The sequence below is a fragment of the Parabacteroides sp. 20_3 genome, assembly GCF_964238835.1.
Lineage (GTDB): Bacteria > Bacteroidota > Bacteroidia > Bacteroidales > Tannerellaceae > Parabacteroides > Parabacteroides distasonis.
On record NZ_CAXSNO010000001.1, the window covers coordinates 589,933 to 610,077 of the forward strand.

17 protein-coding genes and 1 tRNA gene are annotated in these 20,145 nt (G+C 51.3%); 1 reads left to right on the forward strand and 17 read right to left on the reverse strand.

Features of this window, described 5'->3' with window-relative positions; all coding sequences use genetic code 11:
- Positions 1–74: 74 nt before the first annotated feature.
- The 7 genes from ACESPU_RS02540 to ACESPU_RS02570 form a co-directional block, all read right to left on the reverse strand.
- A complete protein-coding gene (locus ACESPU_RS02540; RefSeq protein ID WP_008778263.1) occupies positions 75–1,454 on the reverse strand; it encodes an efflux transporter outer membrane subunit in 1,380 nt (459 codons plus the stop codon).
- Positions 1,451–4,615, reverse strand: coding sequence for an efflux RND transporter permease subunit (locus ACESPU_RS02545; RefSeq protein WP_158532789.1), 3,165 nt, complete (start codon positions 4,613–4,615; stop codon positions 1,451–1,453). The genes ACESPU_RS02540 and ACESPU_RS02545 overlap by 4 nt, the downstream gene beginning before the upstream one ends.
- On the reverse strand, positions 4,612–5,778 hold the full coding sequence (locus ACESPU_RS02550) for an efflux RND transporter periplasmic adaptor subunit (RefSeq protein WP_008778262.1): 1,167 nt from the start codon (positions 5,776–5,778) through the stop codon (positions 4,612–4,614). Before ACESPU_RS02550 ends, ACESPU_RS02545 begins: the two co-directional genes overlap by 4 nt.
- Before the next feature lie 275 nt (positions 5,779–6,053).
- Positions 6,054–6,728, reverse strand: a complete 675-nt coding sequence (locus ACESPU_RS02555; RefSeq protein WP_008780327.1) for an RluA family pseudouridine synthase — start codon at positions 6,726–6,728, stop codon at positions 6,054–6,056.
- A 1-nt stretch (position 6,729) separates the two neighbouring features.
- Complete coding sequence (fabG, locus tag ACESPU_RS02560; protein WP_005855977.1) at positions 6,730–7,476, reverse strand: 3-oxoacyl-[acyl-carrier-protein] reductase; 747 nt, start codon at positions 7,474–7,476, stop codon at positions 6,730–6,732.
- Between the two features lie 20 nt (positions 7,477–7,496).
- Positions 7,497–8,441 carry a 3-oxoacyl-ACP synthase III family protein gene (locus tag ACESPU_RS02565; RefSeq protein WP_005868085.1) on the reverse strand — a complete coding sequence of 315 codons (945 nt, stop codon included), beginning with the start codon at positions 8,439–8,441 and terminating at the stop codon, positions 7,497–7,499.
- Positions 8,442–8,458: 17 nt separating this feature from the next.
- Positions 8,459–9,052, reverse strand: coding sequence for a TetR/AcrR family transcriptional regulator (locus ACESPU_RS02570; protein WP_005855975.1), 594 nt, complete (start codon positions 9,050–9,052; stop codon positions 8,459–8,461).
- A gap of 150 nt (positions 9,053–9,202) precedes the next feature.
- Here ACESPU_RS02570 and ACESPU_RS02575 point away from each other — a divergent pair.
- Positions 9,203–9,274: transfer RNA gene (locus tag ACESPU_RS02575), tRNA-Met, on the forward strand.
- Between the two features lie 196 nt (positions 9,275–9,470).
- Here the strand turns inward: ACESPU_RS02575 and ACESPU_RS02580 are convergent.
- The 10 genes from ACESPU_RS02580 to ACESPU_RS02625 all read right to left on the reverse strand — a co-directional run bounded on the left by ACESPU_RS02580 (position 9,471) and on the right by ACESPU_RS02625 (position 20,143).
- Positions 9,471–11,330, reverse strand: a complete 1,860-nt coding sequence (locus ACESPU_RS02580) for a ChbG/HpnK family deacetylase (RefSeq protein ID WP_373133114.1) — start codon at positions 11,328–11,330, stop codon at positions 9,471–9,473.
- 27 nt (positions 11,331–11,357) lie between these two features.
- Positions 11,358–11,771 carry a PaaI family thioesterase gene (locus ACESPU_RS02585; RefSeq protein WP_005855973.1) on the reverse strand — a complete coding sequence of 138 codons (414 nt, stop codon included), beginning with the start codon at positions 11,769–11,771 and terminating at the stop codon, positions 11,358–11,360.
- A 10-nt stretch (positions 11,772–11,781) separates the two neighbouring features.
- Positions 11,782–12,348 (reverse strand): xanthine phosphoribosyltransferase, encoded by a 567-nt coding sequence (xpt, locus tag ACESPU_RS02590; RefSeq protein WP_227793762.1) that lies wholly within the window; start codon positions 12,346–12,348, stop codon positions 11,782–11,784.
- Between the two features lie 6 nt (positions 12,349–12,354).
- Positions 12,355–13,680 (reverse strand): nucleobase:cation symporter-2 family protein, encoded by a 1,326-nt coding sequence (locus ACESPU_RS02595; RefSeq protein WP_373133115.1) that lies wholly within the window; start codon positions 13,678–13,680, stop codon positions 12,355–12,357.
- Positions 13,681–13,688: 8 nt separating this feature from the next.
- Positions 13,689–15,575, reverse strand: a complete 1,887-nt coding sequence (locus ACESPU_RS02600) for an endonuclease/exonuclease/phosphatase family protein (protein ID WP_373133116.1) — start codon at positions 15,573–15,575, stop codon at positions 13,689–13,691.
- Positions 15,576–15,589: 14 nt separating this feature from the next.
- Entirely contained in the window at positions 15,590–16,612 is a 1,023-nt protein-coding gene (locus ACESPU_RS02605) for a low specificity L-threonine aldolase (RefSeq protein WP_005868076.1), read from the reverse strand.
- Positions 16,613–16,688: 76 nt separating this feature from the next.
- Positions 16,689–17,003: a type II toxin-antitoxin system RelE/ParE family toxin gene (locus ACESPU_RS02610; protein WP_008778261.1), complete on the reverse strand. Its 315-nt coding sequence runs from the start codon at positions 17,001–17,003 to the stop codon at positions 16,689–16,691.
- On the reverse strand, positions 16,985–17,221 hold the full coding sequence (locus tag ACESPU_RS02615) for a hypothetical protein (protein WP_005868073.1): 237 nt from the start codon (positions 17,219–17,221) through the stop codon (positions 16,985–16,987). Before ACESPU_RS02615 ends, ACESPU_RS02610 begins: the two co-directional genes overlap by 19 nt.
- 68 nt (positions 17,222–17,289) lie before the next feature.
- Positions 17,290–18,972 (reverse strand): hypothetical protein, encoded by a 1,683-nt coding sequence (locus tag ACESPU_RS02620; protein ID WP_373133117.1) that lies wholly within the window; start codon positions 18,970–18,972, stop codon positions 17,290–17,292.
- A 10-nt stretch (positions 18,973–18,982) separates the two neighbouring features.
- The gene (locus tag ACESPU_RS02625) at positions 18,983–20,143 is read right to left on the reverse strand and encodes a DUF4249 domain-containing protein (protein ID WP_373133118.1); all 1,161 of its coding nucleotides are present in this window, start codon (positions 20,141–20,143) and stop codon (positions 18,983–18,985) included.
- Positions 20,144–20,145 lie beyond the last annotated feature (2 nt).

Here is a 20,145-nt window from a genome sequence, read left to right on the forward strand (position 1 = left end):
CAGTGGAATACGAAGTGGATTCCACTGGTTTACGGGACCTGTTCCATTGAGATAGATTTCCCCGGGAGAGAGTATCAAAACCCTCCCCCTAAAGCCTTATACAGGTATACCACCGACAGCAACTCATCCAGCACGGCATTGTTCAAACCGATCTGGGCGTCCAGCAAACCACGCTGGGCATCCAATACGTCCATGTAGCTGATGACACCGTTGATGTATTGCAGTTGGGCGAGTTCCAGATATTTACTGGCGGAGGCTTCCAGATTCATGCGGGAAGCACGGATCTCCTTCACCTTGCGGACGGTCACGATAGCGTTGTTCACCTCCTTGAAAGCGCCTAATACGCTCTTCTCGTAACTATAGACCTCTTGCTCGTAACGAGCCTTCGCCGCTTTCACTTTCGCCTTGTTCTTCCCCATGGCGAAGATCGGCTGCAACAGGCTTCCGGCAATAAAACCTGCCGGACTCTTCAAGATACTGCTTAACTCATCGCTCTCGAAACCGTAATTACTTGTCAAACGGATCTTCGGGAATAAGTCCGTTTGCGCCACACCCACCTGAGCGTTCGCCGCCCGAAGCTTAAACTCCGCTTGACGCATATCCGGCCGGCGCTCCAGCAAAGAAGACGGTAAGCCGATCGGTAAGGCATCCGGCAGGTGTTGGTCGCTCAAGGAAAGGCCACGGGGGATATCATCCGTATACTCGCCCAACAACATGCTGAGGTCGCTTTCCTTGATCTTGATCTGACGCTCCAGCGAGGGGATCAAGGTCTCGGTACGGGCCAACTCCACTTGGGCTTGGTTGTAAGCCGTCTCGGAAGTAAGTCCGCCCTCATAGCGAAGCTTCGCCAAGCGGACACCCTCACGACGTGCGTCCAAGGTTTGTTGTACGATCGACAACTCTTGGTCCAAGGCGCAAAGTTGATAATAATTGGCGGCTACCTCGGCGATGATGGTCAATCGCAAGGCACGCTGCCCCTCCACGGTCTGCATATAGGAAGCGATGGTAGCCTCGTTCGCCCAGCGGAGGTTACCCCATAAATCCAATTCCCAAGACAAAGTCAACTTCGCCCCAAACTCCGGATCGGGCTTCGGATCATCCCCTCCATAGTTCAAGCGTTCCTTTTGCGCATAGATATTCGCACCCACCTCCGGCAGCATATTCGCGAAAGAGATCCGTTTGGCGGCAATCATCTCCTTCACCTTGGCGGCGGCGATCTTCATATCCTTATTATTATCCAGAGCCTTTTTGATCAAATCTTTCAAGGTCTCATCGGCGTAAAGGCTCTCCCAAGGGATATTCTCCACGGACGCCGTATCGGTCGTATCCGTATAAGCCTCGATCCGGTCCGGCAGGTTCAACTCCGGACGTGCGTACCGCTTTCCGATCTTGCAGGAAGAGAACGCCAGCATAGAAACGACGAAAGCGGCTATATAGAAATTCTTTGTCATCATAATTTTCCGTTTTTGTGTCTCTTTAAAATAGAGGTTACCACTTCTTTCTTTTGAGCGATACGTTCCATCCGCATCTTTCCCTTTATCTTATAGATCAAGACGAAGAAGAAGGGAACCAACACGATACCTACCGTAATCGCCACCAGCATACCGAAGAACACGCCCGTACCGATACTATGGCGGGAAGCTGAGCCCGGCCCGCTAGCCAACACCATCGGAAGCATACCCAACACGAAAGCCAACGAGGTCATCAAGATCGGGCGGAAACGCATCTGAGCGGCATGGATAGCGGCTTTCACCACATCTACCCCGTTATCTACCTGCACCTTGGCGAACTCAACGATCAAGATAGCGTTCTTCGCCGCCAAACCGATCAGGGTTACCAGACCGATCTGGAAATAGATATCGTTCTCCAACCCCGTCACCCAGATACCCAAGTAGGCACCCAACGTGGCGACCGGCAAGGAAAGCAATACGGCGATCGGCACGATCCAGCTCTCATACTGAGCCGCCAAGAACAAGAAGACAAACAAGAATACCAACGCCAAGACAAATCCCGTCTGCCCGCCGGCCTGTTTCTCCTGATAGGAAAGACCGCTCCACTCCAGACCGATATTCTCGGGCAAATGTTCCCTAGCGATCCGTTCCATCGCCGCCATCGCCTCGCCCGTACTATATCCCGGGGCGGCTACGGCGTTGATCGAGGCCGTGGTGAACATATTGAAACGCTTGATCGTTCCCGGACCGGTCGTATATTGGGTCGTACCCAAGGCGGTCAAGGGAACCATCGCCTCATCCTTGCTGCGCACGAAGAACAAGTCCAGATTATCCCGGGTAGCCCGGTAAGGCGCCTCCGCTTGGATATATACACGGTAAATACGGTTAAACATATTGAAGTCGTTCACGTACACGGAGCCTAGATAAGCCTTCATGGTCGAGAAGATATCGGACAAGGGGATGCCAAGGAACTTCGCCCGGTCACGATCCACGTCGAAATACAACTGCGGGATCTCGCTCTGCATAGCGGAAGACACACCTTGAAGCTCCGGCGCTCGCGAGGCGTAATACAGGAAGGTATCCGTGGCGCTTACCAGATTATCCCAGCTAGCGTCTCCCCTAGCCTCCAACTGCATTTCCAGACCACCGCTCTCGCCCAAGCCCGGGATGACCGGCGGACGGTTCACATACGACTTAGCCTCGGGGTAATAATAGAATTCCCGGCGGGCATCGGCCATCACGTCCTCTACCTTCATGCCGGAGGATTTACGCTCTTCCCACGGTTTCAGGATCACCGTCAGCGTGGCACGCCCTTGGTTCGTACCGACACGGGGACTGCTACCCGTTACGTTCTGCACGTAGGCCACGGCCGGATGATGGTCGAGGAACTCGATCGCACGGTCTGTCACGGCACGTGTACGCTCCAAGGTAGTACCCTCGGGCATCTCCAGCTCTACGGTGAAGAATCCTTGATCCTCCTCCGGGATAAAGCTGGTAGGCAACACCCGGTTCAAGACGAAGATAGCCACCAGTACCATCCCGAACCCTGCCAAGATACGGCGGGGATTAGCGATGGAGATACGCAACAACTTCGTATATTTCTTATTTCCTTTCGCCAACCACAGATTGATCTTACGGAAAATAAACGCTTTCTTCTTATGAGACGGACGCAAGATAATGGCGCACATCGCCGGGCTCAACGTCAAGGCCACTACCGTGGACAACAACACGGAAACTACGATCGTAACGGAGAACTGACGGTACAACTGCCCCGTGATACCTCCCAAGAAACTCACCGGCACGAACACGGCGGCCAATACCATGGAGGTAGCGATCAAGGCACCGGATAATTCCCGCATCGCCTTATGCGTAGCCTCACGGGCGGTCACACGCTCCTCGGCCATGATACGCTCCACGTTCTCCACCACCACGATAGCGTCGTCCACCACGATACCGATCGCCAAGATCAATCCCAGCAAGGTAAGCATATTCAACGAGAAGCCGAAGATCAACATGAAACCGAACGTTCCGATCAAGGAGATCGGGACAGCGATCGTCGGGATCAAGGCCGCACGCCAATTCTGCAACGAGAGGAACACCACGAGAACGACCAAGAAGAGGGCCTCGAACAAGGTCTTATACACCTCGTGCACGGATTGGGAGATATACTCCGTCATATCAAACGGGAAATTATACTCCAAGCCTTCCGGGAAGTTCTTGCTGATATCCTTCATCGCCTCTTTCACCTTCGTGGCGACCTCCAGTGCGTTCGCTCCCGGCAACATATAGATACCCAAGATAGCGGCATTCTTCCCGTTGATCCCACTCTCCGTAGAATACGAGGAAGCCTCCAGCGATACCCGAGCCACGTCGCTCATCCGGACGATCGAGCCATCCGGGTTCGCCCGCACCACGATATCCTCAAACTCCTTCACGGTGGACAAACGTCCCGGGGCCGTGATAGGCAAGGTGACATCCACGTCCAGCACAGGTTGCTTACCCAGCTCGCCCGCCGCCGATTCCCGGTTCTGGTCTTTCAAGGCATCCTGCAAGTCCTTTACCGTCAATCCCATATTCGCCAACCGATCCGGATATACCCAGATCTGCATACCGTAATAGCGGCTACCGATATTCGAAACACGGCCTACGCCCGGGATACGGCGCAATACGTCCAACACGTTGATTGTGGCGAAGTTACTCAGATAGATCTCGTCGAACTTCGGATCGTCGGACATCAAGCTCAAGGTCATCAGCTGGCTGGGTGCCTGCTTCTCGATCGTGATACCATTCTGGATCACCTCGGCGGGCAAACGGCTCTCGGCCAGTTTCACACGGTTCTGGATCTCGACAGCCGCCAAGTCCGCGTCGGCGGATACATCGAAGGTCACCGTAATATTCAAGCTACCCGAGTTCGAGCTACTACTTTGCATATAAATCATGCCGGGCGTACCGTTCAGCTCCTGCTCGATCGGGGTAGCGACCGCTTGAGACACCGTCAGGGCGCTCGCTCCCGGATACGTGGCGCTGATCTTCACCACGGGGGGCGTAATCTGCGGATACTGGTCCACAGGCAACAATGCCAATCCGATGATTCCGACAATCACGATCAGGATCGATAAGACGGTCGAAAAGACAGGACGGTCTATAAAGAATCCCGGTTTCATTGTTCTTCCTCCTCTCTAAGCGCTTGGATAGCCTTCTCGTCGCCGGCCTCTACCGCATGTACCTTCACGCCCGGTACCAATTTATGATAACCCTCTACCACCACTCGCTCGTTCTCGCCCAAGCCCCGTTCGATCACGACCTTGTTGCCGATCTCCGGGCCGGTCTGCACGAAACGCTTCTCGGCGATATCGTCCCTACGGATGATATAGATGAACGCACCTCCTTTCTCGATCGAGAGCGCTTTCCGGGGAACAACGATCGAACGCTCTCGGACATCCAGCAGGAGCTTCACTTTCGTGAACTGTCCGGGCAATAATTTCTGGTTCGGGTTGGATAGTTCCGCACGAACGCCAAACGTACCGGTCTTCGGGTCCACCAGCGGATCGGCGAAGTCCACGATACCTTTTACCGGGTATTCAGAGTCGTCCGCTAAGGTAACCGTCACGGTAGGCTGCCACGAACGGGTCGTATCCCGCTCGCCAAACTTCACGTTACGACGCTCGGCACGCAGGTAATCCAAGGCGGTCATCTTAAAATCGACCAATACCGTGTCGCTCTTCACGACAGCCGCCAATTTCGAATTGACACCCGGGCCCACCAAAGCGCCCACATCCACGAAACGCTCACTGATATACCCAGACAGCGGCGAGGTCACTACCGTATAGCTCAACTCCATCTCCGCTTGATCCAGATCCGCCTTGCTCATGGCGATATTCGCCTCGGCGTCTTCCAGAGCGGCCGTGGCGTTATCCAAATCCAGCTGGCTGGCGGCGTGTTGCTCGTACAACGGTTTCAGGCGTTCCACATCACGCCGGGCCTTGGCCGCTTGGGCTTGGCTTTTCTTCAGTTGGGCTTTCGCCTTCTCTACCCTAGCACGATATTTATCGGGATTAATCATAAACAGGGGCTCATTCTGCTTCACCCGTTTACCTTCCTCAAACAACATTTTCTCTAGGAATCCCTCCACACGGGCATGTACCTCGACAAAGCTGGCGGCACGGATACGTCCCACGTACTCACCATAAATCTGCACGTCTTCTTTTGAGGGTTTGTCTACGATCACGATGGGCAATTGCTGCTCTTCCTTATGGTGGCAACCCGTCATCGCTACTACAAGGGCTATCAAGATAACCTGTACTTTTGCCAATCTTTTCTTGCTCATTCTACCTATATAAATTACTTATGTCACATTTGTCATTTAAGAAAGAAAGAATCATTCCATTTTTCTCGAGGACATCGATAATTAACGTTACTTCACTTAATAACAAACCGTATAGCGTTTATGTTAACATTTATACTAAAATTAGGGCATATCCAACTGGGGAATAAATCCACAACCAGCCGGGAAAGTCTACACTTAAAAATAAAAATCCCTTCGAATGAAATGCTTTTTCCATCCGAAAGGATTTCACAGATACCAGATCTTCATCTATTATCTTATTGATCAACCGACAACGCTTTCCACAAATTATCGTCCGGTACGGGAGCGACAATTCGCACGTTCTCTTTTGAAACCGGATGGATAAACTCCGCACTACGTGCGTGCAAGCTAATGCCTCCATCCTTATTGGAACGATCGAAACCATATTTCAGATCTCCCTTGATCGGACATCCCATCTTCGCCAACTGACAGCGGATCTGATGGTGCCGCCCCGTCTTCAAATCGATCTCCAACAGATAATAATGATCCGAATGGGCGATCAATTTATAACGCAGGATGGCTTTCTTGGCATTCGGCCGCTCGGTATCGTAAGCGTAACTCTTATTTTGCTTCTCGTTCCGCACCAGCCAATCCACCAACTCACCCTCATCCTGCGGGGGACGGTTCTTGACGATCGCCCAATACGTCTTGCGCACCTCACCGACACGAAACATCTCGTTCAAGCGAGAGAGGGCCTTGCTCGTCTTGGCGAAAATCACGACCCCGCTCACCGGACGATCCAGACGGTGCGTGACACCGACAAAGACGTTACCGGGCTTGCAATACTTCTTCTTCAGCCATGCCTTCAGCATCTCCGAGAGAGGCTTATCGCCCGTCTTGTCGCCTTGCACGATCTCACGGCAGGTCTTATCTACCGCTATAATATGATTATCCTCGTAAATAACCTCCATATTACATGTTCATACCGCCGTCAACCTGAATAACCTGTCCGGATACATAAGAAGACATATCCGAAGCCAAGAAGGTAGCGATATTAGCCACATCCTCGACCGTTCCACCACGGCGCAAAGGAATCTTCTTGCACCACTCGGCACGTACCTCGTCAGACAGCTGAGCGGTCATATCCGTGATGATGAATCCCGGGGCGATAGCGTTCGCACGGATGCCACGAGAACCCAACTCCTGAGCGACAGACTTAGCCAAGCCGATCATACCGGCCTTGGAAGCGGAGTAGTTAGCTTGTCCGGCGTTACCATGGACACCTACGACAGAAGACATATTGATAATGCTACCCGCACGTTGCTTCATCATGACCGGGGTACAAGCGTGGATAAAGTTGAAAGCGGACTTCAAGTTCACGTTCAACACAGCGTCCCATTGTCCCTCGCTCATACGCATCATCAAGCCGTCTTTCGTGATACCGGCGTTGTTCACCAAGATATCGATACGTCCGAAATCCTTCACGATCTCGGCCACCACGTTATGAGTCTCTTCAAAGTTAGCGGCGTTAGAAGCGTATCCTTTCGCCTTCACGCCCAAGGCCTCGATCTCGGCCTGTGTAGCCAAGCCATTCTCATCGATCACTAGATCCGTGAAAGCGATGTTAGCGCCCTCTTGGGCGAACTTCAAGGCGATAGCCTTACCAATACCACGAGCGGCACCTGTTACGACAGCCACTTTACCTTCTAATAGTTTCATATTACTCAAATTTTTTAATATCAATGTTTAATCAAGCAAGCTCCCGTTGAATAGCCACCGCCGAATACCGTGATAGCGATCAAGTCGTCTTTCTTGAAATTCTTATCGTTCTGGGCATATACCAAGGCCGAGCTTACGGAACCCGTATTTCCCAGCTCCTCGATATTGTGCAAAAATTTCTCGTCCGGCAAGTTCAATTGCTTGGCGATATTCGCCATGATACGCATATTCGCCTGATGGCCGATGAAATAAGTAAGGTTATCCAGCGTATAACCGTTCTTCTCCAACAAATGAAGGACATTCTTAGGCATATAGGTACAAGCTTGGATAAATACGTCACGCCCCTCCGGCATCAAGATACCGCCGTCACGAGGACGCAAGTGAACCGCCTCCATCGCTTTCGACAAATGGCCGAGACCTTGCGTGTAGACCTCTACGATCTCAGCGTCGCCCTCACCGATCCGCTCCTTGGAGATAAAGAAAGCGGCAGCGGCATCACCCCATAAATGGCCCGCCTTCGGGTCTGTCTCATTATAATAAGCGGAGTTCTTATCAGCGGAAAGCACCAAAGCCTTGGAAGCCTTCCCCATGGCGAAATATCCCTCCACAACCTCCAAGGCGTTCAAGAAAGAAGAACAAGCCGAGGATAGATATAAAGCTTTCGCGTCAGCGATAGTATACTCATGTTGAACCGTATGCGCGGCCGTCGCAACCGTATCATAAGGAGAATACGAAGCGGAGACGATCAAGTCTACCTCCGTGATATCGTAAGGCAATTTGGGAAGAGCGTCCTTCACGGCCTCAAGGCTCATGGTATTGATATTCTCCCCCTCTTTCGCTTTCGAGCGGGTATGAATTCCCGTCCGTTGCTCAATCCACTCACTTGTCAACCCGCTCAATTCAAGAAAATGTTGGTTATCTACCCGTTCTTCAGGCACATAAAACCCTGTCGCATTAATAAACATTCCTTAGTGTCTTTGATTTACTTAATCTTTATTCCGTTGAATATTAAATTCATCACATTGTCTCTACGTTTAATCCGCTGGCTGATATTATCACCCATGATCCCCCGGATATAGGGCACCTCCAGCCCTTTCAAGGCATGATGGAGCACGAGGGCGGTAATGTCCGTGTCCGGCATGCTGAATATACCCTCCTTCACGCCATCGTCCAATATTCCCTTTATGATCTCCACTTCCCGAAGGTCGAAGCTCTTGCGTACCTTCTCCACCCGCCATATATCACGGAAGAAGGTAGCCCGCAACGTACCGTTCCGAAACACCAACGCCTTTACAGCGTCCAAGCGGCTATAGATAAACGTCAGCAGCTTCTCGTCCGCCGGCAGATCCTTGCTGGCCACGTCCACCAGCATCTTATGAAGCTGGTCCAGCTCCGACTCCACTACCGCCAAATAGATCTCGTTCTTACTTTTGAAATACGTATAAAGCGTACGTCTCCCCTTACGAGATGCCTGTGCAATATCGTTCATCGTTGTGTTATCAACCCCCATGCGGGCAAACAATTGTCTGGCCACATCCACCAACATGTCACGTGTTTTAGAAACTGTCATCGGCATTGTATTGCACATTTTGATTAAAACTGTGCGCAAAGTACTTAAAAAAGATCGTATCTACCAAGTATATTAAAAAAAACTTGCAATAAATTTGTTTTGTAAGAAAATATCCCTACCTTTGCACTCGCAATCAAGGAATGATAGCAACTATATCGCGGAGTGGAGCAGTGGTAGCTCGTTGGGCTCATAACCCAAAGGTCGTAAGTTCGAGTCTTGCCTCCGCAACTAAAAAAGCCTTCTGGTCATAGACCGGAAGGCTTTTCTTTTTTCGTAACCCAATGGTTTACGGGGTGGGGATCATTGAGTTTTTCCCGCAATCCATTGACTTACGTACCGTAAACCATTCGCTTACGCCCAACAAGTCACATAGGCTTACGTCCGGGGCCTCTTATTGGTTTCCCGGACGTAGGGCCTACATCTCCTATCTCAAGGCAGGCAAGATATATTTCCATATCAAGTCGATCTCGGCCTGCATATCGCCGATATTCGCGGTCATGGCGATTACCGCATCTTGCTCGGGCAATATAATAATGTATTGTCCATTGGCTCCATCAGCACGAACGGCGTTATGGCGGCAACGCCACATTTGGTAACCGTAGCCTTGTAACCAGTCGCTATCTTTCGGCTTCATCTTCAAGTTCTCCGGTCTCATACCGGCGGGCAAAGAGGCTATCTTGGAGGTAGTAGCTTCCTCTATCCAGCTTTCGGGGAGCAATTGCTTATCGTTCCATTTTCCCTTTTGCAGGAAAAACTGACCCATTTTCGCTAGATCCTCGGTCTTGAGATACAAACCCCAACCGCCGCAATTGATACCTTGGGGACTCTCTTCCCAAGTAGCGCCGACGATACCCAGCGGACGGAACAGGCGTGGATAGAGATAATTGATCACCTTCTCCCCCGTCACCTTCTGGATGATAGCGGAAAGCATATACGTGCCGAGGCTGTTGTATACGAAATAGGTTCCCGGTTTATGTACCAACGGCGCCGAGAGGAAGAGCTTTGCCCAATCGGCCTTCTCGTTCCCCTTCTGCCGTACTAAAGCGGTGGGATCGACATCATGGCCGGAGGACATGGTCAATAGGTGACGTATCTCCAGCTCTTTCAAGTAAGGGCTTACCTCGGCCGGTAATTGGTCGGGGAAGAAGGAGATCACCTTGTCCGTGACCTTCAATTTACCCTCCGCGACGGCAAAACCGATAGCCGTAGCCGTAAAGGTCTTGCTAACGGAGTTCAAGACATGCGGCGTATGGCGGTCGCCCTCACCCAGCCATTGCTCCTTTACGACCTTTCCATGCTGGAGGATCATGATACTATGCAAGTCTTGATCCGCCTTTTTCACCGCCCGCAGGTAATTGCCAAACGCCTTATCCAAGGCTTTCGAGGCTTCCGCACGAGGGAGTTCCTTGGTCAGGTCGTTATAGCTGATCAAGTCTATGTTCTTATCCTTCAAGGTTTGCTTCACCTTCGGACTGGTAAAAAGATCGGTCACGCCTTGACGGTCCATCGCCACGTTCTCGTAGCCGATATGCCCGACGGTTTTCATCTCCTCGTTATCCAAGGCCGGGTGATCCAAGAACATATAGCGTTTACCGGGTTCCAGCTTATCCAACATCCGGATGAAACTGGCTTCCTTCTCGGCCGGGGTCTTGGAGGCTCCATCATACCCGGAATAGGTGAAATCGTATTCCTGCATCGCCTCTACCCGATCCACGACCGGCAGATGATATTCCTCGGACAAGCGGCGCATCAGCTTCACCACCTCCGGATCGAAACCGGTCGATCCCATATGGCCGGAGATATGGCTGATCTGGGGAATGTTCTTCAAGGCCATCTCTATCTGGGCCCGGGCCTCCTGCTCGATCTCGGCCAAGCTCCATGTATTCTCCAGAATGGCCAGACCCGGGTAGGCGGGATTCGGAGACATCATCGGCAAAAAATAGCCATTGCTATCGGTCAAGCTGGGACAATGCGTCAGCGGACGCCATTTCACGTTATCCCATTCGCTGGTCAGCGTCAGGTGAAGCCCGACATCTATCCCCGGGTTCTCCCTCAACAGTCGGGCGGCCTCGGGGAACCACGAGGTGACAACCATAACCTCTATACAGGTCTCCACCCCATTCTTATACCCTTCCATACACGCTATATTGGCGGAACGGAACGACCCCATGTCATCCGCACGGATGATCAGGCGGGGATTCGTGGCAGGCTGGCTGAATGCCGGCCACGTAGCGGCGAACAACAGGCAGCCGCAAAGGATTCTTTTTACATTTGAAGTCTTCATGATATTGATAAATAAGTAACATCTTTTCTATACTTGGGGATGGACCACACAAAAGGTGCCGGAAGATTTGCTCACCAACTTATCGTCGCAATAAATCTCGCACTCACAAAAATGTATATTCCGTCCCGCCTTGATCACGGTACCCTTGGCGATCAGCTCATTGCCCCAAGCGGCCCGTAAGAAAGACATTTTCAACTCTGCCGTCAGCACGTCTTTCTCCAGCGGAGTCATCGTATAGGCGGCGAAACCGGCGATCGTATCCGCCAAAGCAGCCAAGACACCCCCATGCGTCACGCCGCTATATTGTCTCTGCTCGTCATGCAAGGGCATATGCGCCTCCACACGACCTTCCTCGATAACCGTGAAGTCGATCCCCAGAAAATTCACATAAGGATTCGTCTTCGCACGGTTAATCAACTTTTCTTTTATTCTCTCATCCATATCTTTTCCTTTAACGAACCGTTATCTTACAATCATCCAGATTATCGATAATGGCGAGGCTCTCCACACGTATGCCCTTTTCACGCAGCAGGTTCCCGCCATCTTGAAACGCCTTCTCTATAATAAAACCCATACCCTCGATCACGGCTCCCGATTGCTCCGCCAACTCGATCATTCCCATGGCGGCGTTTCCGTAAGCCAAGAAATCATCGATAAACAGGATATGATCCTCCGGAGTCAAGAAGTTATTGCTGATACATACCGTATAGTCACGATCCTTCGTGAAGGAATGGACCACGGTAGAGAGCATGTTCTCCATCGTCTTCGGTTTCTTCTTCTTTACGAAGACCACCGGCAGCTGCATGATATAACCTACCATAATGGCCGGGGCGATACCGCTCGCCTCGATGGTCACGATCTTGTTTATCTTACGATCTTGAAAACGACGGATAAATTCCTCGGCGATCTTATACATCAACATCGGGTCCATTTGATGATTGATAAAACTATCCACTTTAAGGATACCGCCGGGATAACAGCGGCCGTCTTGCAAGATGCGTTGCTTCAATAATTCCATAATTTGTTATTCTGTTTGATCTTCTTTTACACGTATAAATAAATTCGCCAGAATGGCCGTCAAGCCACCCGTCGTTATGCCGGAGGAGAAAATGCCACGGATCACTTGAGGAGCGGCCCCTAGAATATCCGGCATCAGCTCCACCCCCAACCCCAAGGACAAACTAACCGCCAACACCAACGTGGCCTTCCGGTTGATATCTTGGGCGGCGATAATACGGATACCTGCCGCCGCCACCGTACCGAACATCAGCAGGGTAGCCCCTCCCAGCACCGGATCGGGCATCAAGGAGAAGATAACGCCGACAACCGGGAATAATCCCAACAGGATCAGCATACCCGCTATATAATACCCCACGTACCGGCTGGCGACTCCCGTCAGCTGGATAATCCCGTTATTCTGGGCGAAGATAGAGTTCGGGAAAGAGTTGAAAATTCCGGAGATAAACGAGTTCACCCCATCCGCCAGCACCCCGCCGGAGACTCGCCTTAGGTAGCCTTCTCCCTCGATCGATTTTCCCGATATCATCGAGTTGGCGGTAATATCCCCCGTAGCCTCGATCGCCGTGATCAGATAGATCAATGCGATCGCCACGAATGAAGAGATATTAAAATCCAATCCATATTTGAAGGGAACCGGGATATTAAACCCTCTCAAACTCTGCGAGGAGACAGCCTCCATATCCACCATCCCCATGGCGAAAGCGATCGCATAACCGATACACAACCCCAGTACGATGGAACTCATCCGCAAATACTTGTTCTTACAACGATTGAAGAACAAGACACTCAACAAGACGCACACAGCTACTCCGACATTACGCAAACTACCGAACGTACCGTTATCCATAGCCGTATACCCCCCGCCGCAAGCGACCACTCCTACCTTGATCAAGCTCAAGCCGATGAGCAACACCACGATACCCGATACCAAGGGAGTAATCACCGAGCGCAGATATTTAAAAGTACGGCTCACGATCATCTCTACCGGAGAGGCGGCGATACAAACGCCGAAAATTAGGGGAAGCCCTCCCGCCAAACCAGCCGTGATAATCGGGCCGATAAACGAGAAGCTGGTTCCTTGGATACATAGCAGCCCCGACCCGACCGGTCCTAATTTACGACATTGAACGAATGTGGATACCCCGGAGGCGAACAGAGCCATGGAAACCAAGAAACCGGTCGTCTCCAGATCCAGTTTCAGCGCCCCGGCGATAATCAAGGGAGGTGTTATGATCGCCACGAAAATAGCCAGCAGATGCTGGATGGCGGCAAAAAGCGTCTCTTTCAAAGGCGGACGGTCATCGATCCCGTAAATCAAATCCGTATTCATCCTGTCTCTTATAGTTTCAAGTCTAATAAGGTCTCCCCTTTTGCGTTCAACACTCGTACACTCATCTCGTCTCCTTTCTTCCGCAATACCATCACCGTAGCCGAATCGAGCTTATACCCCCCGCCTACGATCACCGGGAAGTTATTTCCCAACGAGCCTTTCGGGTGGAAAGCGTATTGATGCGTATGGGCGGATATATTCACGTTGAAAGGGGCTTTCGCCAACAGGCTTCCCCAAAGCTCCGGACAAGGCTCATAGGCATCCCCGTTTCCGTAGATAGGGATATGGTTCAATAAAACCCGCTTCGAGGCTTGCTTAAACTCCTTGCCGTTCAATTCTTTCGAGAGGAAACTCACTTGATCTTTCCGGAGACCGGTGAAATCGTTCAGGCCATAATACACCCATGTGCTATCCGGTTTATCCTCGCCGCAATCCAGCATGACGAAACGGGTATCTCCCCAGCTGAACGCCCCATACGTCTTATCGCCCACATAGTCAAACAAGGCACGTAGGCCGATCGAGTAAGCGTTTCGGATCTCATGGTTGCCTCTAAGGAAGAAAGCGGGGACATGACTGGCGCCCACCTTCCCGCATAAATAAGCCAAATGATACAAAGCTTCTTTCTCATTGGCGGGATCGTCTATACAATCCCCGTTAAATACCACGAAATCATAAGGGATATCACGCACTTGCTCGTATAAAGCGTCTAGGGTCGGGATATGCTTATGCAGGTCGTTAAAGATCAAGGCCGTGAAATCCTTTTGGGATGCGGAAGGGACCTTGAAAGTGTAGAACGGGGATACCGCCGTCTCGCCAAACTCTTTCTTATAGGCTTGGTAAAGCATGATTTCCTGCGAGCATACCCGGTAGTAATAGGTTTGCCCCGGTCGTAGGTCCGTCAGCCGAATCTTATTATGCAAGCCGTTGCATATCACTTGACCGTCCACGATGGTGCGGGCCTTCTTCAAATTCAGCGTGTCCGTACCGTATTCTACCCAACTATACGTAGGGACACGGGTCTGCCACATCACCGTTATGCCGCCCTCCGTAGGATTTTGCAGATAGGGCGCCGCATAAAAGATCTCTTCCGGCCTGGCCTTCAAGCGAACCTCCGTTACGACCGGGCGATGATCCGATGCCACCGCCTCTTCGGGAACCCATGCGGACAAACGGGTAAAGGGCTGTCCATTCTTTACATAGCCCGCTATATAGTCCAAACAGCTATCCGGCGTGGAAGCCGGGAAGGTAGCCTGTTTAGGATTGCTCAACAGTAGAAAATCCTTGCTGATTTCCGTGATAAAGGGGGAATGCGCCGTAGCGTTCCAATCCCCGGCGATAAACAGGGGTTTATGTGCGGAAGCGGCTTCCCGCCGAAGGATCGGCAAGGAAAGCATCCGGTCTTCCGGCGTCAAGGAAAGGTGCGTGCAGCAGAAGATATATCTCTCGAACTCGACCCATAGCAAGACCCGTTCCTCCTCCCGTCCGGGAAGGGCTATATAGCGGTAGCTCACCGGCTTCTCCTTGCTCAGCATACCTACTCCGTATTTACCGCCATCAAAGTCGATGGCCGGGGCGTAGGTAGGGAACATCAGGGTGCGTTCTCCCAGTGTCCGGAGCACGTCGATCCCGCCGCTTCTTCCGGTCACGCTATCTACCTCCTGTACGGCGACTACATCGGGGGCTACCTTACGTATAGCCTCCGCTATACGCTCGAGGTCCGTCACCTCATCCATGCCCCTTCCGTTGCGGATATTATAGCTCATGATACGCAACGTATTCCGCTCGGCATCGCCGCTTTGCTGTGCCAATGCCTTATTTATGGGCAAACATCCGATCATAACGATCGCCCAAATAAACCATTTCCTCATAGGATTCGATCTAATGTTTATATTCATTTTATATCTATACCTTAACCGAATATCTCTTTCAATGACTGCTCGAACTCAGCGATATCCTCGCCGGAAGTATCCCAAGAGGTAACGAGACGGGCCTCGTTGATCTCCTCGTTCCACATATAGAAGAAATATTTATCTTGCAACTTCCTCAACGCCTCGGCAGGGATCGTGAAGAAGAGCTGGTTGGACTCGATCTTCTGCGTAAAATGAATCTCCGGGTATTGTCGTAGCACGTCCGCTAGCTTGGCGGCGCTGATATTCGCTTTCATGGCGTTCTCCAACCAGAGGTTATTTTCCAGATAAGGGATGAACTGGGCGGAGAGATAACGTAGCTTCGAGGCTAGCTGGGCGGATTGCTTCCGGTAAAATCGCAGGTTCTCCGTGATCTCCGGGCGGAACGAGACCACGGCCTCTCCCATCATCATACCGTTTTTCGTGCCTCCGAAGCTCAAGATATCCACGCCTGCGTCTACGGTCACTTGGCGCATCGTGCAATTCAGATAAGCGCAGGCGTTCGCCAAGCGTGCTCCGTCCATATGCAGATACATATCGTACGAATGTAAGAGATCGGCGATCGCTTTCACTTCCTCTATCGTATAGATCGTACCTAATTCCGATACTTGGGAGATATAAACGGCCTTGGGTTGCGAATGGTGGCAAACCCCGAAGTTCTTCAGATGGGGACGGATCAATTCCGGTGTCAGCTTACCGTCCGTCGTAGGGATCGTGACGATGGCGCAACCGGTCATCCGTGCGGGGGCTCCACATTCGTCTACGTTGATATGGGCGGTCTCGGCGCACAGGATGCTATTAAACGGACGGGTCACGGCTTGCAGGGCCACGGAGTTCGCCCCCGTCCCGTTAAACACGAAAAAAGGAGAAGCATCCTTGCCGAACACTTCTTGTATCTTACTCGTAGCGGCCTCTGTCCAAGGATCATCACCATATCCAACCGCATGATTATCATTTGCCTTGATGATCGCATCCATTACCCGGGGATGCACGCCGGAATTGTTGTCACTAGCGAAACTTCTCATCTTTAAATCTGATTTTTCGCCAAAAGTACGGATTTAAGATGAGAATGAGGATATCTTGAATTGTTTTTATTTCATATCAACGACGTTGACGGATGCACATCTCCAACCGCCCGGGACTTTGTCTGCAATCCCAAACAATCAAGACCTCTATTGTACAAGACTTGATTTCATAAAATAAGGCATAGTTACCAGATAGCACATAACGGATATTCTCATCCTCTGTCTTGATCCCCATACGAGGAGAAGAAAGGATTAAACGCATTATCGCCCTAAACTCTCCTAATAATTTAGTGCTGTACGTTTTACTCTTATTACGTTTATTATAATAGTCAAAAATTTCGGTCATATCATTCAAAGCTGATTGAGACCAAATCAACTTTCGTTTACCCATCGCTCCATATATCTATCCAGTCCTTCATCTTCAATAAAACGCCCCTCCGAGATATCTTCTCGCGCATGCTTTATGGCAACCTTTACTTCCGGCGAGAAGCGAAGGGCTTGCCTTTCCTCCATCCTATCAATCAAGCTCTTGATACGATGTAACAAATCATCATCATTTATGAGACTGAGCCGTTGTATCAATGATAATTTCAATTCCAATGTTCCCATAATCTTCAATCCGATTTAATTTCCCATAGTAAGGTTACAAAGATAAATAGAATAATCCATATCGCACGCTATTTTACCTGAAATTGTTCCGTCGCATAGAGGGCCTCGCCGGTTTGGGTCAGGCCTTCGATGGTGATGGTGAAATCACCGGTCAGGTCGGAGGTGGTAAAGGGGATGGATATAGAGGACTCGCCGGCTGTCCGGATATCGGGTCGCCAAAGTAAGGTATGGCGGAAATCCGGAACAGGAGATCGCTTCTCGGCCTCTGTCCGGTAAGCGGGCATATAGAAGATGCGCTGGGCTTGCGTGCCCTCATAATCAAAGAACTGGGTGGAGTTATCGACTACCAGACCCGGGTAATTATGCTCGTAAGAGGAGAAGGAGGCGATACCGTCGAATATCTGCCCACCGAATACGTACTTACCTTTATACACATCGATCTTCCGGATTTTTAGGGGATCGTACTTAAAAATGATCTCGTGATCGGTGATGGGGATACCATCCAATAAAACCAATGAGTTACCGATCGTATACCCGATCCGCTCCTCGGTCAGGACCGCCAACCGGCGAACCCCATCCATCTTACGGAAACGAAGGCCGGGGATAAACTCGATCACGACTTCCTCCATCGTCGTGAAACGGGTGTACTCATCTAAAAGATAACTCCAATCCGGTTGCCACTGGAACCAAGGCTTCTCCGCTTTTTCCCGAACCAAGGAATCAGACCGGTAAGCATGCAACACCTGTAGCCCCACGCTCCGCTTCACCAACTCATCTTGCCAAGCGGGATTCAATCTCAAGGCGGGAAGTTCCTTCTCCGGATGCGTAGCGTAAGGAGATTCGATGTCCACCCGGTAGCGAGAGGAGGAAGGGGATAAAGCCACCGTCACGATCTCGTGCGTCCCAGATATATGTTTCGTAAAGAAAGTCACCTCCCCGGCAGCGCCCAGTTGCCCCCCGAAAAGGCGGATCTCCCCCCCGGAAAAGCCCAATAAAGGCCTCACCGCCTCTTTAGACGAAGGTTCGCCCGTGGACAGATCGATCACTTTCCCCGTCAGGATCGGCCCCTCGTATTCCGCCAAGAATTTATGATCGGCAGGCGATGACCCCGTAGTAGGCATGCTTTGTTTCCAATCAACGATACCGCTCCGGGCGGAAGGTTTATACAAGTCGATCCCGGCGATAGAGACCGATAGAGTCTGTAGATCCGGGGGCAGGCCGTTTATCCGGATCTCCCCCCCTGAACGGGTATCATAGGTCATACGGTCCGGTGATACGGAAACTGGGCCCTCTCGCCTCGTAAAAGAGTAAGTGGGCAATAAAGTATCCGTCAGCAGGGCCTCGTTCGTCACGAAGGTGTTCACCACCGTCAGCGGCTTCTCAAAGAAGACCTCCTCCCCCTCGTTCCGCATATAACGGGTATAGGCAACCAGCCGGTAGTTTCCGGTCGGCAAGGTAGACGGCAATTGCAGGCAACCATTCCCTACCCCCTTCTCCAGCACGAGTCGGGCTTGCACGACCGCCGAGGCGCTATCCAGAAGCTCCACATATCCCACCTTGCTCACGTCGGACAACCGTTGGTCCAAATCCGTGGCAATGAATTTCATCCATACAAGCTCGCCCGACAGATAAAATTGCTTATCCGTTTGCAGATAAACCCGCTCTCGCAATTCCCCTGCGAGAACCGTTTGCCCCGCCCATAAGAGGCAGAGGAGCGACAAGATCCATTGTTTTATCATAGACTTCTTCATAGCAACTAAATTATAAATGACTGGTGGGCCACCAAGAGGGCTTCTGTTTCGAACCAAAACGGCCGCAATCCATACAACGTTTCAGCGCATACGTATTACTCGCCGCATTCATCGGATTATAGGAAACATATCCATAATCCGGATTATTATCATATTCCGATCCCTGTACGATCGTGCTTGCGCAGCCCGTAACCTCGGCCTCATATACCTTCTCTATCTCCGGAAAGAAACGCTTGAGGCGAGTCACTGTCGCTACTTCCACGAAACCGATCACCGGAACCTCCGGGTCCGTCACGCAACGGATATTCCCTTTCATCTCCGAAGGAATAGGGGCAAACAAGCTACCAGACTCCTCTATGTTCTTCTGCAAATTAAAATAGTAGTCGTAAGCCTCCCGGTGCAACGCATATTGTTCCACCTCCGCATGATACAACATCGAGAAACGGCGATCGCTGGGATGATACGAGGCGATACTTTTGTTAGCGATCACGTTCTGCGTCAGCCTATCGGAACTGCCCAGGGAGATCACCTTCGAGCTGTCCTTCCCCCAGCAATAATACCAATTATTCGATGTAAGTAAATCATATATTACGACCGTATTACCCATTTTCTCGGCAGCCATGAAGATCTCCGCCTTCACCTCCCAATTCTCCTTATACATCCAGCGGAAATAAGAGGATCGATCCGGGGCATTATGCGTAGACACACAGAGACGGACCTCCTCTCCCGGCCCCTTCTTCAGCAAGGAGAGAGAGTCGATCGGAGGCGTTATCTCCGGTCCCAGATAGTCCGACTCATACTCCAGCCCATCCAGCGAGATATGTAGCCGGTACCGGCTACCCGGGTCCAGCTCTCCCATATCCACCTTATACTCTCCCTTCCCGGAAGAATTAGCGCAAGTGAAAACAGCTCCATCCTCACGCTCCACCACCACCTTGGCATTATTCACGAACTCATCCTCCGTGAAATCGTCGGTCAGGGCCACGCTTCTCCGGAGCTTTATCGTAGTCTCGCCATTCGTGATGATACCATCCACGACCAACAAATCCCGTACCTGCTCCAAACCCTTCGGCTCGTAATCCGTGACACAGGCGGACAATAACAACAGCAAAGCCCCCAGCCACCAATGAAAGCCTTTTATAGAATCTTTTATCTTCGCTTCTTTCCTCATCT

Excerpts from the sequence above, each read along its gene's own strand:
- ACESPU_RS02540 (WP_008778263.1), bottom strand. The coding sequence starts at position 1,454 with ATGATGACAAAGAATTTCTATATAGCCGCTTTCGTCGTTTCTATGCTG.
- ACESPU_RS02545 (WP_158532789.1), bottom strand. The coding sequence starts at position 4,615 with ATGAAACCGGGATTCTTTATAGACCGTCCTGTCTTTTCGACCGTCTTA.
- ACESPU_RS02550 (WP_008778262.1), bottom strand. The coding sequence starts at position 5,778 with ATGAGCAAGAAAAGATTGGCAAAAGTACAGGTTATCTTGATAGCCCTT.
- ACESPU_RS02555 (WP_008780327.1), bottom strand. The coding sequence starts at position 6,728 with ATGGAGGTTATTTACGAGGATAATCATATTATAGCGGTAGATAAGACC.
- fabG (WP_005855977.1), bottom strand. The coding sequence starts at position 7,476 with ATGAAACTATTAGAAGGTAAAGTGGCTGTCGTAACAGGTGCCGCTCGT.
- ACESPU_RS02565 (WP_005868085.1), bottom strand. The coding sequence starts at position 8,441 with ATGTTTATTAATGCGACAGGGTTTTATGTGCCTGAAGAACGGGTAGAT.
- ACESPU_RS02570 (WP_005855975.1), bottom strand. The coding sequence starts at position 9,052 with ATGCCGATGACAGTTTCTAAAACACGTGACATGTTGGTGGATGTGGCC.
- ACESPU_RS02580 (WP_373133114.1), bottom strand. The coding sequence starts at position 11,330 with ATGAAGACTTCAAATGTAAAAAGAATCCTTTGCGGCTGCCTGTTGTTC.
- ACESPU_RS02585 (WP_005855973.1), bottom strand. The coding sequence starts at position 11,771 with ATGGATGAGAGAATAAAAGAAAAGTTGATTAACCGTGCGAAGACGAAT.
- xpt (WP_227793762.1), bottom strand. The coding sequence starts at position 12,348 with ATGGAATTATTGAAGCAACGCATCTTGCAAGACGGCCGCTGTTATCCC.
- ACESPU_RS02595 (WP_373133115.1), bottom strand. The coding sequence starts at position 13,680 with ATGAATACGGATTTGATTTACGGGATCGATGACCGTCCGCCTTTGAAA.
- ACESPU_RS02600 (WP_373133116.1), bottom strand. The coding sequence starts at position 15,575 with ATGAATATAAACATTAGATCGAATCCTATGAGGAAATGGTTTATTTGG.
- ACESPU_RS02605 (WP_005868076.1), bottom strand. The coding sequence starts at position 16,612 with ATGAGAAGTTTCGCTAGTGACAACAATTCCGGCGTGCATCCCCGGGTA.
- ACESPU_RS02610 (WP_008778261.1), bottom strand. The coding sequence starts at position 17,003 with ATGGGTAAACGAAAGTTGATTTGGTCTCAATCAGCTTTGAATGATATG.
- ACESPU_RS02615 (WP_005868073.1), bottom strand. The coding sequence starts at position 17,221 with ATGGGAACATTGGAATTGAAATTATCATTGATACAACGGCTCAGTCTC.
- ACESPU_RS02620 (WP_373133117.1), bottom strand. The coding sequence starts at position 18,972 with ATGAAGAAGTCTATGATAAAACAATGGATCTTGTCGCTCCTCTGCCTC.
- ACESPU_RS02625 (WP_373133118.1), bottom strand. The coding sequence starts at position 20,143 with ATGAGGAAAGAAGCGAAGATAAAAGATTCTATAAAAGGCTTTCATTGG.